This window comes from Paenibacillus cisolokensis, assembly GCF_018403665.1.
In the GTDB taxonomy this organism is placed as follows: Bacteria; Bacillota; Bacilli; order Paenibacillales; family Paenibacillaceae; genus Paenibacillus_AH; species Paenibacillus_AH cisolokensis.
In genome coordinates, this window is the sequence record NZ_BOVJ01000153.1 from 1 (window position 1) to 16,825 (window position 16,825).

Here is a 16,825-nt window from a genome sequence, read left to right on the forward strand (position 1 = left end):
GGGTGGCGAGAGCGAATAAGGACCTGGAGGTCGCAATGAGTCACCGGGTGGCGAGAGCGAATAAGGACCTGGTGGTCGCAATGAGTCGCCGGGTGGCGAGGGCGAATAGAGCTCTGGCCGCCATCGCGAAACAGTATCGTCCCCAGACAGAGACGAAGAAGTCGTTTTTGCTTGAGCTGCGAACCGGACCCGAGATCGCCGCTCATAACGGGGATACGGGCAAAGTGCGCGGTCGGGCGGCGGACCGGGCGAATTCTATGTTAGAATGAGAACGTACAGATCTTTCAGGGATACGATTGTGCGCCTTGCGGTTCGTGCCGGCGACGGATCGCCGGTCTTGCGGGCGCGCATGCGAAGGAGATGGGTGAGCGTGAAAATTTATACGCGGGCGGGCGACGAAGGGAAGACGTCGCTGATCGGCGGACGCGTCGCCAAGGACGACCTCCGGGTGGAAGCGTACGGCACGATCGACGAATTGAACGCATTTGTAGGGCTGGCCGCCGCCGCCGCTGCGGACAAGCTGCCGGAGCTGGCGCAGCAGCTGACGGACATTCAGCACGAGCTGTTCGATTGCGGCTCCGATCTCGCTTATGCGAACAAGGACGGGGTTTCGTGCAAGATGTCCTCGGCGGCGGTGGACAAGCTGGAGGGCTGGATCGATCAATACACGGATGAGGCGCCGGAGCTCGTGCGCTTCATTTTGCCCGGCGGGAGCGACGTATCGGCGCTCTTGCATGTGTGCCGGACCGTATGCCGCCGGGCGGAGCGGCGCGTCGTAACGATGATGGCCGCGCATCCTTCCAATCCGGAAGTGCGGCGCTACCTGAACCGGCTGTCCGATTATTTCTTCGCGGCCGCACGGGCCGCTAACGCGCGCCTCGGGTTCCCGGACGTCGAGTATGCGCGCAGCGCGGAGGTGTTTCGCAAGAGGAAGCCATGACAAGCGAAAGCTATTACGAGCCGTTGACCGTGAGCGTAACCGCCGAAGATGCGGGCAAGACGGTCCGTACCGTGCTGGAACGGCGGCTTGGCGTGTCCCGCAGGCTGCTGTCGAAGCTGAAGCTGACGGACGAAGGCATTACACTGAACGGCGTCCGCGTCTACACGACAGCGCGCGTCAAGGAGGGCGACATCATCCGCATCCGGATGGCGCGGGAAAGTTCGGACGATATATTGCCGGAGCCGATGCCGCTTTCGATCGTGTACGAAGATGCCGATCTGCTCGTCGTCGACAAGCCGGCCGGTCTTATCGTTCATCCGACGCACGGCCATTACACCGGGACGCTGGCGGGCGGCGTCGTCCATCATTGGCAGGAGCGCGGCGAGATCGTCCGCTTCCGTCCGGTTAACCGGCTGGACGAGCATACGTCGGGGCTGATCGCGATCGCCAAAATCCGTATGTGCACCAGCAATTGTCGGAGCAGCACCGGAACGGCACGATTCGCAAAGTGTACCGCGCTTACGTATACGGCGTTCCGGATCCGCCGGCAGGCACCGTCGATGCGCCGATCGGACGGACGCCGGGCATGCCGCATGTGCGAACCGTGCTTCCGGAGGGCTACCCGTCCGTCACGCATTACGCGACCGAGGAGATATTCGGCGGCGGGCTGGCGGCGATGGTCAGACTGCGGCTGGAGACGGGGCGCACGCACCAAATTCGCGTGCATATGAAGCATATCGGCTGTCCGCTTATCGGGGACGGAATGTATGGACCGGAAGAAGGACGCAAAGTTCCCGGATGGGAGGAAGCGGCCGGCCGCCAGGCGCTGCATGCGGAGACGCTCGGCTTGCTCCATCCCGTCAGACGGGAGCGGATGGAATGGACGTCGCCCTTGCCGCCGGAGCTGGCTGCGCTTGAGTCGCGGTTGCGGCAAGCCAACGACGTGCCGGCCGACGCGCCGGCTGATGCGCCGGCCAACGCACCGGCCGACTCGCCGGCCGACTCGCCGTAGATTTTGTAAGGAGTGCTGATACGAATGAAACTGCAAGTTATTCATTACCCGAAATGCGGCACCTGCCGCAAAGCGGTCAAATGGCTGCAGGAGCAGGGGCATCAACTGGAGCTGCGGCATATCGTCGAGGATCCGCCGACGGCGGAGGAGCTGCGGAAGGTAGCCGCCATGAGCGGTCTGGAAGTGAAAAAGCTGTTCAATACGTCCGGAGAAGTGTACAAATCGCTCGGCTTGAAGGACAAGCTCCCCGGCATGACGGAACAGGAGCAGCTCAAGCTGCTCGCCTCCAACGGCATGCTGGTCAAACGGCCGATCGTAACGGACGGCGCTAGGGCAACCGTCGGCTTCAAGGAAGATGAGTTCTCGAAGGTGTGGAGCAAATGAGCGAGCGGCTGACTAACTCGTCCGCAGGCGAGGACGCTGCGCAAGGCCGGTGGCGCTCCGGCCGTCTGCCGCAGCTCGGCTCCTCCATTTTGCCGAGGTCGCGGGCTGGAAAGCGGTAGCTTTGCGCAAGGGGCTCGACTTGATCGACCTTGGCATCGGCAGCCCGGACCGTCCGCCGACGGACTCGGTCCGGGAGACGCTTGCCGCAGCCGCGCTGCGGACGGATGCTTACGGCTATCCGTCATCGGCAGGCAGCATTGCCTTTCGCCGGCAGGCTGCCGAATGGATGCGGCGAAGATTCGGCGTAACGGTCGATCCGGAGCGCGAATTGCTGACGCTGATGGGGTCCCAGGACGGCCTTGCCCATTTGGCGCTCGCGGTAACCGATCCCGGCGATGTGGCGCTTGTGCCCGATCCGGGCTATCCGATCTATGCGGCATCGCTCGCGCTGGCCGGCGTTACGCCTTATTTTTTGCCGTTGCGGGCAGATAACGGCTTCCTGCCGGATTTGGACGCCGTGCCAGGCAGCATCTGGCGGAAGGCCAAGTTCATGCTGCTCAATTTTCCGGCGAATCCGGTTGCCGCCACGGCCGATCTCACGTTCTTCGAACGTGCGGCGGCGCTGGCGCGCAAGCACGGCGTGCTGATCGTGCACGATCTGGCCTATTCGGAAATGGGCTTCGACGGCTACCGGCCGCCGAGCATCTTGGAAGTGCCCGGCGCGGCCGACATTGCGGTCGAATTTCATTCGCTGTCCAAAAGCTTCAACATGGCCGGCTGCCGCATCGGCTTTCTTGCCGGCAATGCGGAGGCGGTCGGCGCGCTGAAGGAATTGAAGGCCAATATCGATTACGGCGTATTCGAAGCGGTGCAGGAGGCCGGAATTGCCGCGCTGAAGGAAGGCATTGCGGCGCTGGAGGCCGGCCGTCCGGGCGTTTCGGAAATCTACGAGCGGCGAAGAAACGCCTTTTTGCGGCAGCTGAGAGCCGAAGGCTGGGACGTGCCCGCCCCGAAAGCGACGATGTTCGTATGGGCGCCGCTGCCGTTCCGCGGCGAAGAAACCGGAGACCGCCGGACGTCGCGGGTCATCGCCAAGGAAATGCTGGAGGAGACGGGCGTAGCCGTCATTCCGGGAGACGCCTTCGGCCGGGAAGGAGAAGGTTACGTTCGCATTGCGCTCGTGGAGGAGCCGGAACGGCTTGCGGAAGCCGCGCGCCGGATCGGAGCGTTTATCCGCAACCGCGCACGATAGCGCCGCATGATGGGGAGAGGGGAAATAGCAATGAATGATGGGAAGCCGGAAGATCCGTTCGCAAACCGGCTGTTGCTTGTTGACGGCATGGCCATTCTGTTCCGCGCCTATTACGCGACCGCCTATGCCGGCGGCATACGGCGGACGAGCGCAGGGGTGCCGGTCAATGCGGTGCACGGCTTTGTCCGATATTTCATGAACGCGGTCGGCACGTTTCGGCCGACGCATGTCGCCTGCTGCTGGGATACGGGAGGCGGCACGTTCCGTTCGGAGCAGTTTGCGGATTATAAGATGAACCGGCCGGAAGCGCCGATCGATCTAGTGCCGCAATTCGATCTCGTTAAGGAAGTGGTGGAAAGCTTCGGCGTCCCGAATGTCGAGTATGCCGGGTTCGAGGCGGACGATTGCATCGGCACGCTGGCGAGGCGCCACTGTCCGACGGCTGACGTGTTCGTGCTGACGGGCGACCAGGATTTGCTGCAGCTCGTCGACGACCGGATTGCCGTCGTCCTGATGATGAAGGGGCAGGGCAATTATAAGGTCTATACGCCGCAGACGCTGATGGAGGAACGTCAGCTGACGCCGCGGCAAATTATCGATGTGAAGGCGCTGATGGGAGATGCCAGCGACAATTATCCCGGCGTTCGAGGGATCGGCGAGAAGACGGCGCTCAAGCTGATCCGGCAGTATGAGTCGGTGGAAGGGCTGCTGGAGCGGCTGCATGAGCTGTCCGGATCGGTGCGCGCCAAAATCGAAGCGGACCTGGACATGCTCCATCTGTCGCGCAAATTGGCGACGATCCGGTGCAATGTGCCGGTATCGCTGGAGCTGCGCGATTGTCTCTGGGCTGTCGACCGGAACGCTGTCGAACGCAAGTTCGAGGAGCTCGAATTCGGAGGATTGGCGAAGCTGATCGTATAAATGGTTATGATCGGAAACAAACGAAAAAGACAACGCCGGGGCTGTCCGATGTCTCGCGTTGTCTTTTTCGTTCCGTTAGGGCTCTTCCTCTGTTTTCGGAGCGGAGTCGTCGTCCGGATACTGCCGTTCCATGCCGTCGTGCAATTGGCGATTCTCGTATCCGAACGGATTGGCGCTCCGCTGATCGATCCGCCACGGTTTGCTTTTGCCGAGCGTTTCGGTCGGCAGCGGCGACTCATACGCCCCTTCCGGAAATTCCTCCGCCGTCAGATCGTTGCGCTGGGACTCTACCGTGGACAGATCGGTATATCGCTTGCGGTGTTCATCTTTGAAACCGTCCATGGGACACCTCCACGTCATGCCGGCCTTGCAAGGGCCGGTTTACGCTGTTAGCTTCCCCGGATTAATCGGTAAAATTCACCGTTCCGACCACCAAATACAAAAATTGCGATAATTCCTGCGCTTCTTCTTCGGTCAGGTTGAACGTATATTCCAAATATCCTTCTTCTTCGAGATCGTCGGGACCGATGATCGCCGTCTTGCCGGCCTGCAGATCGGTCACCAGCTTTTTGCCGTAAAACCGGTTTGTCGTCGTGATCGCCAGGTCGAACCGCTTCAGACTGGGCCCGATAAAGGTAACGAATCGGGTAGACGTCTCCTCCGTGCTGTCGGACATAAAATCATAATCGGGCAGTATCATGGCCAGACCTCCGCATCGTCGTTTTCGCTTTATTATACACAAGAATACACTTGCCATAAAGCGGCGATCGTGATAGCATGGAATTAACCGAATATTCGTTCGTGAGGAAGCACCTCTTTTGCTGTTTTGCAGAAGGGGTGCTTTTTTGCGTTCGACATTCGGAATAATCGCACCGGAGGTGCTTTGCGAATGAATTTCGTGTTTTTGAATACGTTTGAGAGACAGCTCGGGGACAGCCGGGTCCGCTGTGCGTATCTGTCCATCTGCGAACGGGAAGGGATATGGTCCGTTCAATGGACGGAGGAAGAGGACATGCAGCAGAAGCCGGTTGAAACCTGGTACGAAGGCCCGTCGTGGGAAGAAATGCTCATGGCCTTCCGGCATGGCGTGGCCGGACGCATGGTGCAAGGCTATACACCCGTCATTGACGGCATGCTGGACGAACGGCGCGCCTATGCCGGAAACAAAGTCAGTCTGCTGCAGTGCTATGGGGAGATGCATGCGGACAAGGAGTTGTTCGACGAGCTTCGGGAATGGCGGCGGGCCAAAGCGGCCGCCGGGAAGAAATCCGCCTATCTCATCGCCAATAACCGGATGTTGTGGATGATCAGCGCCTTCGTGCCCCATACGGCGGAAGAACTGATGCAAATTCCCGGCTGGGGAGAGGCGAAGCAATCCGCATACGGCGCGGAGGTGCTGAAGCTGACGGTCAAATACGAACAGCGGAAGCCGTTCCCGCTCGACTGGGTGGCGGACGAGATCGACGCCGACACGCTCTCGGCATGGCGGTACAGGCAGAAGCAGAGCAAATTCAAGCAGCAGATGGACCGCCACCAGGAGAAACGGCTGATATTGGAAGGAATACGGGAAGGAAGCACGCTGGACGAGCTGGCGGCGAAGCTTGATATTCCGCGCCGCGAGCTGATGGAGCGAATCGAGCAGCTGGAGCGCGAGGGCTATGACCTGGAGCCGCTTGTCGCCCGGGAACTGGCCGGCATGCCGGAAGAAGAGCAGCGGCAAGTATGGGAAGCGCTCGGTTCGATCGGCGACCGTTACTTGAAGCCGGTACTGCATCGGGTTTACGGCGAAGAAGGCGCGGCAGGCAAACCGCTGGACATCATGTACGACCGTCTGCGGCTCATCCGCATCCGCTTTCGGCGTGAGGGGAAGGAGGAAGCGATTTAGGCTGCGGACCTGTGCCGGCTCTGCCGATCATCCGGACGATTTTTACTATTGCAAGACAGGGACTTTAGAATCATATTAGTTCTATTAAAGAATTAGTTCTAAAGAATCAATCCTGTTTCGATTAGTATACTTGTCCTAAACCATCCGTTATAATTGGGGCAGACAATATGTGAAACCGGACATAAGGGGAGAATCTTGTGAAAGCCGAGTACATCAATCCGTTTCTCGAGTCTGCCAAAATCGTCATCGAACAGATCGTGCGCATCAGGCCGGCCACAGGCAAATTGGGCTTGAAAGATATTTTATATGTCGAAAATGATATCTGGGTTCATATCGGCTTGAACGGACAATTGAACGGCGATATTATGCTCGGTTTGAACAAAGAAGTGGCGCTGCGCATCGTATCCGCCATGATGGGCGGATTCGCCGTTTCCGAACTGGACGAAATCGGAAGAAGCGCCATTTCGGAGCTTGGAAACATGATTGGCGGAAATGCCAGCACCATCCTGTACAACCAGGGCGTCGAGGTCGATATTACGCCTCCGCAAGTGCTGAGCGCCGCCCAATCGACGGCATTCCGGCATCAAAAAGCGATGACCGTTCCGCTGATCATGGAGGGCATCGGCGAGCTCGATATTCAAGTTCTGATCGCGTCTTGACAGAAAAGCGGCTTCTCCACCGGGAGGCCTCTTTTTTTTTGCGCGGAAAACCGTTTTGAAGTACACTTGGAACAGGTGATGGCGATGTTGAAAGGAAAAATCGTGCTCATTACAGGCGCTTCCAGCGGCATCGGCGCCGAGACGGCGAGGCGTCTGGCCCGCAAGGGAGCGGTGCCGGTGCTGACCGGACGAAATGCCGGCCGCCTCGAGCAGGTCGTCAAGGAGATCGGGAATGACTGCGCCTTTTACATACTGGACGTTACAAATCAGGCGCAGGTGGAGGAAACGGTCGGTCGGGTCATCGCGCGATACGGCCGGATCGACGTTCTGCTCAACAATGCGGGCTTCGGCCGGTTCGAGCCGTTCGCGGACGCGCCGCTGCGCCATTTCGAAGAGATGATGGACACGAATTATATGGGCGTCGTGCGCTGCACGAAGGCGGTTCTGCCCTACATGACGGCCCGCGGGGAAGGGCATATCGTGAACGTGGCCTCGATGGCGGGCAAGATCGCCACGCCCAAATCGACCGGCTACAGCGCCTCCAAGCATGCGGTTCTCGGACTGACCAATGCGCTGCGCATGGAGCTTCGGGGCAGCGGTATTGCGGTATCGGCTGTCAATCCGGGACCGATCGATACGCCTTTCTTCGAGCAGGCCGATCCCGGCGGCCAATACGTGAACAATGTGCGCTGGCTGATGATGACGCCGGAGCGGGTCGCGGACGAGATCGTACGCGTGATCGAGCGCCGCAAGGCCGAAAAGGACTTGCCGGGGATAGCGGCTGCGGGCATCAGGCTGTATCAGCTGTTTCCGCGTCTGGCCGACCGGTTGGCGGGACGATGGTTGAACCGAAAGTAGCAGTCCAAGCAGCAGTCCAGGATTAGAACGATACGGCAACGAGAATTGAGGGATATTATGTCAGGTGAATGGATGAAACTGGGGATTCGGCAGCGATTGGCACAGCAGCTGGAAGAAGAGGGACTCGGCGAGCCGACGCCCGTTCAGCGCGAAGCGCTGCCGCCGCTGCTGGCAGGCCGCGATGTGACGGCGCGTTCAGGAACGGGAACGGGTAAAACGCTGGCGTATCTGCTTCCCTTGCTGGAGAAGATCGATCCGGCCCGTCCCGTACCGCAGGCCGTCGTCATATCGCCTACGCAGGAGCTGGCGATGCAGATCGTACGCGTGGCGGAACGGTACGGAAAGCCGCTCGGCATTCGCGCGCTGCCGCTTATCGGCGGGGCTTCGTTGAGCCGCCAGGTGGAGCGGTTGAAGACGCATCCGCAACTGGTTGTCGGCACTCCCGGCAGATTGTACGAACTGGTGACGATTCGGAAGCTGAAGCTGCACGAAGTGCGGGCGGTCGTCGTAGACGAAGCCGATCAGGTATTCGCGCTCGGATCGCCGAAGGAAGTCGAAGCGCTGTTCGGCGCGATGCTGCGGGATCGGCAGATCGCTTTCTTCTCGGCGACGCTTCCTGGTCCGATGGCCGAGGTGGAAAGACAATGGATGAACGACCCTGTGCGGATCGATATCGATCCCAAGCAGCGGGTGGCGGCCGGCGTCGATCACTGGTATGTCATAAGCGACAAACGCGACAAGCCTGATACGGTTCGCCGCTTGCTCCATGCGCTGCGGCCGTCCTCGGCGCTGCTGTTTCTCAACAACACCAACGAGATCGCCAATTGGGAAGCGAAGCTCAGATTCGAAGGGTTTACAGTCGAAACACTGTACGGCGACGCGGACAAGCAGAAGCGGGCGGCGACGCTGGAACGTTTTCGGTCCGGCCGCTGCCGCCTGCTGCTTGCCACGGACGTCGCCGCCCGCGGACTCGATATCGAAGGGCTGCCGCTCGTCGTGCAGATCGATCCGGCGCTCGATGCCGACCGATATATACACCGGGCCGGCCGTACCGGACGAATGGGGAAACCGGGAACGGTCGTAACGGTCATTACGCCGCAGGAGCGGTTCATTATGGACAAGTTCGGCAAGCAGCTCGGAATCGGGCTGGAGGAACGGGTGATCTATAAAGGCAGGCTGTGGAAGCCGAACGATCCCGAGGTGCGCGGGTCGAGGTGGGGCGGGGCGGCCGGGGAAGCGCGCGGAGGCGCGGTTCGGAAGCCGGCCGGGGAAGCGCGTGGAGGCGCGGTCGGGCCGAAGCCGGCCGGGAACGCGCGTGCCGGAACGGTTCCGAAGTCCGCCGCGCCGTCGAAGGCGAAGGAGAAGCAGAAGCGCAAGCGCGATCGCGATCGCAAAGACAAAGGCGCGCCTCGATGGCTGAAATCGAAGCGCCAGGGCGAAAGCTAGACGGACGGCGAAGGATCGCAACAAACGCAGACGAAAGCAAATGGTAAAAGCGGGGTGACGATCGTGACGGAGCCGGTATTGGACATCGAACATTTGACAGGCGGATACAGCCCGCGGCGTCCGGTCCTGCACGACATATCGTTTCGGGTCAATGCGGGTGAAATGATCGGTCTGATCGGGCTGAACGGCGCCGGCAAAAGTACGACTATCAAGCATATTCTCGGCCTTATGAGGCCGCATAAAGGCTCGATCAAGGTCAAGGGACGTACGCTGGACGAGCAGCCCGAGTCGTATCGCGCCGCCTTTGCGTATGTGCCGGAAACGCCGGTGCTGTTCGATGAACTGACGGTGGAGGAGCATCTCAGGCTGACCGGAATGGCTTACGGTATCGGCGAACGCGATTACGAGGCGAGAAGCGCCGAGCTGATCGGGCAGTTCCAGATGGAGGCGAAGCGGGGAGCGTTCGCTTCCCATCTGTCGAAGGGCATGAAACAGAAGGTCATGATTATGAATGCGCTTCTGGCGGAGCCGGCGCTGTATATTATCGATGAACCGTTCCTCGGTCTGGACCCGCTCGGCATTCGCTCGCTGCTCGAGCGCCTCGTCGAAGTGAAAAGGCGGGGAGCGGCGATTTTGATGAGTTCCCATATTTTGTCGACCGTGGAGGCGTACTGCGACCGGTATGTCGTGCTGCATCACGGCCGAATTGCGGCGCAAGGGGGATTGAATGATATTCAGGAAGCGGCGGGCATGCGCGGGGCTTCGCTGGAGGACGCGTTCTTCAAGCTGGTGACGGAAGGGGCATCCCGATGAAACGGTCGCTTGCGGCGATATGGAACGCCCGATTCGTCGCATTCGCGCGCGAAACACGGCCGTATTTCCGGTATATGTCGATGAGCGGTTTTCCCGCCGTGTTCGTCCTGCTTCTCATCGTCGCTTCTATCGGTTATATGCAGCTTCTGGAGCAAGTGCCGGCGGATTTCCCGTTCGCGACGGTCGGCGTTGTCCTGTTCACGCCGCTCGTCAGCTGGAGCCCTTTACGCACGTGGCTGCGGCCGCCCGACATCGTCTTTCTTTCCAGGCGGGAAGCGGAAATGGGCGAATATATAGCGAAATCCGCGATCTATAACCTGATCCCCGGCGCGCTGCTTGCGCTAATCGGACTCGCGCTGTACTGGCCGATTTATCGCCATGGCCCGGGCATGAGCGGAGTCTGGACGCTTGCCGCGGCGCTGCTGGCGATGAAAGCGGCGAATGCGGCGGTCGCCTGGCAGGAGCGGCGGATGGCGTGGCCGGCCGCCCGCCGCGTCAGCCGCCTGCTGCGCTGGGCTTTGACGGCGGCGGCCATTGCCCTTTTTCTCGTGCAGAAGCCCTGGAAAGCGTGGCTGTTTGCGGCTTTGGCCTGCGCAACGGGCATGCTGGCCGTCAAGCTGGCGCAGCGGTTTCGCTTTCCGTGGGAACGGCTCATTGCCGAGGAAAGGCGGACGATACGGAGATACTACGCTTTTTTCAGCATGTTCATCGACGTTCCGACGTTAGATTCGCCGGCAGCGCCGAGACGTTACCTGTCCTGGATCACGAAACGGGTGCCCTACCGTCCGGACACCGCCTTCGTTTATCTTTACGCGCATACGTTCATTCGTACGGAAATCGGAGGAATCGTCATTCGCCTCGTTCTTGTGGGGGCGTCAGCCATTGTCGTGTTCGGAAGCGGCGAATGGCTCGGCGGCTGGTTGGCGGCGGCCGTATATTTGGCCTTTGCCGGGATGATCGGCATGCAGGCCGGCACTTTGCCCCTGGTGCACCGCCATACCGTCTGGCGGCATGTTTACCCGCTGCCCGCCGCCGATCGGATTCGTTCGCTGCTGGCCGTCGATCGCGCCGCGATGGTGGCGGCTAGCGTCCTGCTTTGGCTGCCGGCGGCGTTCGTTCTGTTGCCCCAGAAGCTTTTCGCTCAAGCATTTGCGCCGCTTGCTCTTGCCGAGCTGTACATCCTGCTTATCCGGCCGGGGAGGCTGAAACGGAAAATAGCGGCGGAATCGGACAGCCTGTCCGATTAACCGGAAAATGCGCGTCGTCACGCGGCTTAACCGTATGCGGTTAGCCGCGTTTCTTTCTTTTTTATTAACCTTTTCTATGATTTTCTTCAGCTTTTTTTATCTCGCAATTAACTTTTTCCCTTCACCATATTGGACAGAGGTCGAACAAAATATGGAATGGAAAGCAAGGGATTGGCGATGAACGAGATATTGAATGTGCATGTCGTCTACGGCGGGAAATCCGCCGAACATGAAGTGTCGCTTAAGACGGCGCTCAATGTGCTGAACCGAATGGACAAGCGAAAATACAACGTTTACCCGGTCTACATTACGAGACATGGGATATGGCGCATGCTTCCGCGGCTCGACCACGCGCTGGCAAGCACAGCCGAGCTGGAAACGGAAGCGGGACCGGCCGACGGCAATGCCGCGGCTTCCATGGGGAACTGGTTGACCCGGCGTCTTGCCGAAAACGGGCCGCATCTTGTGTTCCCGGTCATTCACGGCACTTGCGGGGAAGACGGTACGCTGCAGGGAATGCTGGAGCTCGCCGATGTCCCTTATGTAGGCAACGGCGTCCTGGCGTCGGCTGCGGGCATGGACAAAGTGATGATGAAACGGATTTTCACCGGAGCGGGCATCCCGCAAGTCGAATATGAGCAATTGCTCCGCCATGAATGGGAGCAGCGGGAAACGGCATGCTGCGATGCGCTGGAACGTACGATCGGCTATCCTTGCTACGTCAAGCCGGCGAACCTCGGCTCGAGCATCGGCATCCGCCGCTGCGCCGATCGGGACGAGCTGCTGCTGGCGATCGGCCACGCCTTCCGTTATGACCGGAAAATCATCATCGAGAAGGAAGCGGCCGGACGGGAGGTGCAACTGGCCGTTCTCGGCAACGATCGGCCGATCTGCTCGGTTGCAGGCGAGTTTGCAAGAGAACCCGGCTTCTTCGATTATTACAAAAAATATGAGGCCGGAAACCTGGTACAGCGCATACCGGCGCAATTGGCCGGTAGTCTCCGCGAGCAACTGCGCGAATACGCGCTGCAAGCGTACCGGCTCCTTGACGGCAGCGGGCTTATGCGGATCGACTTTTTCGTGACGGATCAAGGGGAGATCTATTTGAACGAAGTCAACACGCTGCCGGGATTTACGCCGATCAGCATGTTTCCGGCGCTGTGGGAGAAAACCGACGGCACGACCTATGCCGAACTGATCGACAAGCTGATCGGGCTGGCGCTCGAACGGCATGAACAGAAGCGCAAAATCCGCTATGGGAGGGAAGACGTATGATGGAACGGACAATCGAACAGATCGCCGGCATGATCGGCGCGGAAGCGCCGGCCGGGGATGCCGGCCGGACTGTCGTAAAGGGCGTGTCGATCGATACCCGCAGCATCCTGCGGGACAATCTGTTCGTCCCGATTCAGGGCCCGCGCTTCAACGGTCACGAATATGCGGCCGAAGCGTTCCGGAAAGGAGCGGCCGCAGCGCTCTGGCAGAAGGACGAGCCCGATCCGCCCGCCCATCTGCCGCTGCTGTACGTCGACGATACGGTGAAAGCGCTCGGACGTTTGGCGCAAGCGTACCGGAGCCAGCTCAAGACGAAAGTGATCGGCATTACCGGCAGCAACGGCAAGACGTCGACCAAAGACATTCTCGCCGCCATACTCGGCACGACATACCGGACGCAGAAGACGATCGGCAACCTGAACAATCACCTCGGCGTTCCGCTTACTTTGCTGCGGCTGGACGAAGATACCGAGATGGCCGTCGTGGAGATGGGCATGTCCGGACTCGGCGAGATTGCCGCGCTATCCGCGATGGCGCAGCCCGACGTCGCCATCATTACGAGCGTGAGCGAAGTGCATCTGGGCGATTTGCCGACGCGGGAGGATATTGCGGAGGCGAAGCTGGAAATCGCCGGAAGTTTGAAGCCGGACGGGCTGTTCGTCTACAATGCGGACAACCCGCTGCTCCTCGAGCGACTGGCGTATAAAAATGTCGCCTGCCGGATGGTGTCGTTCGGCCAATCGGAAAAGCATGATTGGCATCCCCTTGCCTATACGCCCGACGAGCGCGGCATCGCCTTTACGATATCCGATCCGGCATGTCCGGAGCTGTATTTGAATCTGCTGGGCAAGCATCAGATGATCAACGCGCTGGCGGCGATCGCCGCGGCCCGTCACTTTGGCGTCTCTTATGACAACATCAGGCGGGCTTTGCGTCATGTCGAAGCGACAGGCATGCGCAACGAGCCGATCCGGATCGGCGGCTTCACGGTCATTAACGACGTCTACAAGTCCAATCCGACCAGCGTCCGGGCCGCGCTTGACACGCTTTATGCCATGCCGGCGCATAAACGCAAAATCGTCGTGCTCGGGGATATGGTCGAGCTGGGGGAAGAAACGGAAGCGTTCCATCGGGAAATCGGCGCCGAGATCGATCCTTCGCGGATCGACCGGCTGTTCACCGTCGGTTCGATGTCCCGTCTCATCGCCGAAGAGGCAAGAAAGCATTTTCCGGAGGATCGGGTCACGGTCTGTCTCGATCACGCGCAGCTGGTTTCGCAATTGAAGGAGGCGGTCTCGGACGATTGCATCGTGCTGATCAAAGGGTCGCGCTCGCTGCAGCTGGAGCAGCCGATCGAGACGCTTCGGGAGGAGCTGGGGGCGCCGTGAAAGCCGTGAAAACCGTGAAAACCGTGGAAAATAGATCGAAAGGCGTCGAGCTTTCCTATCAGACATGGGCGGAAATTCATCTGGACCGGATTGAGCGGAACGTTCGGACGATCCGCAGCCGCTTGCCCGCAGGATGCAAAATGATGGCGGTCGTCAAGGCGGACGGTTACGGCCACGGAGCGGTTCAAGCAGCGGCCGCAGCGATCCGGGCGGGAGCGGACGAACTCGCGGTCAGCCGGCTGGACGAAGCCGTCCGTCTGCGTCAAAACGGCATCGATGTCCCGATCTTGACGCTCGGTCCGATTGCGCCGCGGGAAGCGGATATCGCCGCCGAGCATCAAATTGCGGTTCCCGTCTTTCAAGCGGAATGGCTGCGCGACATGCGGGAGAGCCGGACGTCGCCGAAACCGCTGCCCGTTCATATCAAGATGGACACCGGCATGGGACGTATCGGCATCCGTACGAAGCGCGAGTTCGAGGAAATGCTGCCTTTGCTTGCGGCCGGCGGCATCGACGTGAAAGGGGTGTACACCCATCTCGCAACGGCGAATCAGGCGGACACCGGCTATTGCGAGAAGCAGCTGGCAAGGTTTGCGGAGATGAGGGGTTGGCTGGACGAAGCCGGCTTCCGCGATGTAACCGCCCATTGCGCCAACAGCGCGGCGGCTCTGCGCGATCCGGTCTATGCGATGGACATGGTGCGGGTCGGCGCTTCCATCTTCGGCATTCATACATGCGATGAAGAGGTAAGGGGAAGGCACGGCGTTCCGCTACTGCCGACGCTGTCCCTGCATACGACGATCATCCATGTCAAGCGCGTTGCCGCCGGCGAATGCATCGGATACGATCGCTCGTATACGGCGCAGGACGACGAGTGGATCGCGACCGTTCCGCTCGGCTACGGGGACGGCTGCTTCCGCGGCTACGCGGGGCTGGAGCTGCTCGTTGACGGCGAGCGGGCTCCCATTGTCGGCAACATCTGCATGGATCAGCTGATGATCCGGCTGCCCCGGCACTACCCGGTCGGCACGAAAGCGACGTTGATCGGCCGACAGCGGGACGAGGCCGTCACCCTGGACGATCTCGCCCGCCATATCGGCACGATTCCGCAGCAGGTGCTGCTCATGATTGCCGCCCGCGTGCCCAGAGTGTACTTGCGGGAATAACGGCTTACCCTTATTCCGACTCTCCGTTCAAGTAACGGAAGAACGGCTTGTCGACCCAGAACCGGTACGACTCCGCTTTGGCGTCGGGAGCCAGCCGCCGGAAGCCTTCCGCGACGGCGGCGGCATCGTCGTTCAGCGAGAACGACTGGACATAATAGCGGCCGTCGGAAAATTTGTTGTTCGTGATCACTTCGTAGTTATCCAGCTCGGTCAGCGAATAATAGAGCGGTTGCCACCACGAGCCGGCAAGCAGGTTCGGCTCGTCGTCGCTGTCCTTTTTCGCGTAGGCCGTTACGATCGCGTCGAATTTCTCTTTGTCGGCCGCCCGCTCGAACTCGAAGCTGATGTCGTATTCCTTGGCGTATGCGATATAATTGCCGTTTTCGATCTGTACGACTCGGTAATCTTCCGTTTCCTGCGGCTCTCCCCATTCCTTGAGATAGATGAAGGCGGACGTTTTCGGCTCGAACTGCACTTTGGCGTCGATATGTTCGCTTCGCAGCAGTCCGATCAGCTGAATCGCATGCTTCAAATTGTCATGGCTGTAGGTGAGCGAGAGCGACTGTACGAAGTTGGGGTCGAACCGCGAATCCTTCAGGTTGTATCCGGTCACCAAATTTTGTCTCAGCGCGGCGTCGGCCGCATCGCGCAGTTCGGGAGCGGCAATCAGACCGGATGAGGCATAGGCGGCGGTCAGTTTCGCTACAATGTCATGGTCGCTGACGTATCCGATATAACGTTTGTACTTGCCGTTGAAGGTTAAAATTTTGCCGAGCAGCGTCTCGATCAGCTCGGGAGAGGCAGGCTGGCCGGCGCCCGCGTAAAATTCACCGTAATATTCCGCGGGAAGAAGGCCGGTATCGGCGGCGGCGGCAAGCTCTTTCGCCGCTTGCGGCGTCAGCGCCGCGGATTTGCGCTTCAGCTTGGCAAGAGCCCGGTCAATCTTCTCCTGCGGATATGTATTCGCCAGTTCCTGCAGGCCGGCAGCCTTGACAGCGACGAAGACAGCTGCGGCGGGCGTCAGCTTCTTCTCCGCGCCTACTGTATCGGCCGTCAGGACGCCCTGTTCATAGAGCGCGGCGGCAGCCGGATAGACGTCGTCGTCGGCGTTCAGATCGCGGAATGCCACCTCCGCCCCCGAATGCCGGGCGCCAAGCACGTCGGCGACGGACTCCAAATATTGTCCTTTCGTCGCAACGCCTTGATAATCGATGGCGTATTTCTCTTCCAGAAACAGGCTGTAATCCGCCGCATTCTCATAGGCCGAGGTCGCGGCTGCAGCCGCCGCCGGCACGGCGAGACCAGGCGAAGCCAGCAGCGCGGCGCCGACGGACAAGGCGATGAACGGTTTTGCCCAAGCGGTCCGGCGTTTTTCACATTCCCACTCATATGATGTTCCTCCCCATGCTCCATATAATTGAATTCCGATGAGTAAAATAGGAATTAATCCATTGGATGCATCTTACAACCGAAGGCGGAACGTTGTCAATAGAAAAAACAAGGGACGATCCCCAAAGGTCTTGAATGACCTGGGGATTGTCCCCTCTTTTTTTGTCTTAGGAAAAGTAACCGCTCTTTG

The 16,825-nt window shown here is 59.9% G+C and carries 16 protein-coding genes and 2 pseudogenes; 15 read left to right on the top strand and 3 right to left on the bottom strand.

What is annotated here, in order from left to right:
* The 6 genes and pseudogenes from PACILC2_RS19625 to PACILC2_RS19650 form a co-directional block, all read left to right on the top strand.
* Positions 1-269: hypothetical protein (locus PACILC2_RS19625; RefSeq protein ID WP_213530299.1), on the top strand; the 269-nt coding region annotated here is incomplete at its 5' end.
* A gap of 101 nt (positions 270-370) precedes the next feature.
* Positions 371-940, top strand: coding sequence for a cob(I)yrinic acid a,c-diamide adenosyltransferase (locus tag PACILC2_RS19630; RefSeq protein WP_213530301.1), 570 nt, complete (start codon positions 371-373; stop codon positions 938-940).
* Positions 937-1,952 (top strand): annotated as a pseudogene (locus tag PACILC2_RS19635) (RluA family pseudouridine synthase). Before PACILC2_RS19630 ends, PACILC2_RS19635 begins: the two are co-directional and overlap by 4 nt.
* Before the next feature lie 24 nt (positions 1,953-1,976).
* Positions 1,977-2,336 (top strand): arsenate reductase family protein, encoded by a 360-nt coding sequence (locus PACILC2_RS19640; protein ID WP_213530303.1) that lies wholly within the window; start codon positions 1,977-1,979, stop codon positions 2,334-2,336.
* Positions 2,333-3,588 (top strand): annotated as a pseudogene (locus PACILC2_RS19645) (aminotransferase class I/II-fold pyridoxal phosphate-dependent enzyme). Before PACILC2_RS19640 ends, PACILC2_RS19645 begins: the two are co-directional and overlap by 4 nt.
* A gap of 30 nt (positions 3,589-3,618) precedes the next feature.
* Positions 3,619-4,509, top strand: coding sequence for a 5'-3' exonuclease (locus tag PACILC2_RS19650; protein WP_062494838.1), 891 nt, complete (start codon positions 3,619-3,621; stop codon positions 4,507-4,509).
* A 75-nt stretch (positions 4,510-4,584) separates the two neighbouring features.
* Here PACILC2_RS19650 and PACILC2_RS19655 read toward each other — a convergent pair whose 3' ends face one another.
* Together PACILC2_RS19655 and PACILC2_RS19660 are read right to left on the bottom strand one after the other, a co-directional pair.
* A complete protein-coding gene (locus tag PACILC2_RS19655) occupies positions 4,585-4,851 on the bottom strand; it encodes a hypothetical protein (protein ID WP_213530305.1) in 267 nt (88 codons plus the stop codon).
* Positions 4,852-4,912: 61 nt separating this feature from the next.
* On the bottom strand, positions 4,913-5,209 hold the full coding sequence (locus tag PACILC2_RS19660) for a DUF3055 domain-containing protein (RefSeq protein WP_213530307.1): 297 nt from the start codon (positions 5,207-5,209) through the stop codon (positions 4,913-4,915).
* A gap of 189 nt (positions 5,210-5,398) precedes the next feature.
* Between PACILC2_RS19660 and PACILC2_RS19665 the strand changes: the two genes are divergently transcribed.
* From PACILC2_RS19665 to alr, 9 genes are all read left to right on the top strand, one after another.
* Positions 5,399-6,394: an HRDC domain-containing protein gene (locus PACILC2_RS19665; protein WP_213530309.1), complete on the top strand. Its 996-nt coding sequence runs from the start codon at positions 5,399-5,401 to the stop codon at positions 6,392-6,394.
* 197 nt (positions 6,395-6,591) lie between these two features.
* On the top strand, positions 6,592-7,053 hold the full coding sequence (locus tag PACILC2_RS19670) for a chemotaxis protein CheX (RefSeq protein ID WP_062494832.1): 462 nt from the start codon (positions 6,592-6,594) through the stop codon (positions 7,051-7,053).
* An 84-nt stretch (positions 7,054-7,137) separates the two neighbouring features.
* Positions 7,138-7,911 carry an SDR family NAD(P)-dependent oxidoreductase gene (locus PACILC2_RS19675; protein ID WP_062494830.1) on the top strand — a complete coding sequence of 258 codons (774 nt, stop codon included), beginning with the start codon at positions 7,138-7,140 and terminating at the stop codon, positions 7,909-7,911.
* Positions 7,912-7,983: 72 nt separating this feature from the next.
* Complete coding sequence (locus PACILC2_RS19680; RefSeq protein ID WP_244863665.1) at positions 7,984-9,357, top strand: DEAD/DEAH box helicase; 1,374 nt, start codon at positions 7,984-7,986, stop codon at positions 9,355-9,357.
* A 63-nt stretch (positions 9,358-9,420) separates the two neighbouring features.
* Entirely contained in the window at positions 9,421-10,170 is a 750-nt protein-coding gene (locus PACILC2_RS19685; protein ID WP_213530319.1) for an ABC transporter ATP-binding protein, read from the top strand.
* Positions 10,167-11,417: an ABC transporter permease gene (locus PACILC2_RS19690; RefSeq protein WP_213530313.1), complete on the top strand. Its 1,251-nt coding sequence runs from the start codon at positions 10,167-10,169 to the stop codon at positions 11,415-11,417. The genes PACILC2_RS19685 and PACILC2_RS19690 overlap by 4 nt, the downstream gene beginning before the upstream one ends.
* Positions 11,418-11,594: 177 nt before the next feature.
* Complete coding sequence (locus PACILC2_RS19695) at positions 11,595-12,692, top strand: D-alanine--D-alanine ligase (RefSeq protein WP_213530315.1); 1,098 nt, start codon at positions 11,595-11,597, stop codon at positions 12,690-12,692.
* Entirely contained in the window at positions 12,689-14,080 is a 1,392-nt protein-coding gene (locus PACILC2_RS19700; RefSeq protein ID WP_213530317.1) for a UDP-N-acetylmuramoyl-tripeptide--D-alanyl-D-alanine ligase, read from the top strand. The genes PACILC2_RS19695 and PACILC2_RS19700 overlap by 4 nt, the downstream gene beginning before the upstream one ends.
* Positions 14,077-15,246, top strand: coding sequence for an alanine racemase (gene alr, locus PACILC2_RS19705; protein ID WP_244863666.1), 1,170 nt, complete (start codon positions 14,077-14,079; stop codon positions 15,244-15,246). Before PACILC2_RS19700 ends, alr begins: the two co-directional genes overlap by 4 nt.
* 10 nt (positions 15,247-15,256) lie before the next feature.
* Here the strand turns inward: alr and PACILC2_RS19710 are convergent, their stop codons facing one another.
* Entirely contained in the window at positions 15,257-16,582 is a 1,326-nt protein-coding gene (locus PACILC2_RS19710; RefSeq protein WP_244863667.1) for a hypothetical protein, read from the bottom strand.
* Positions 16,583-16,825: the final 243 nt, after the last annotated feature.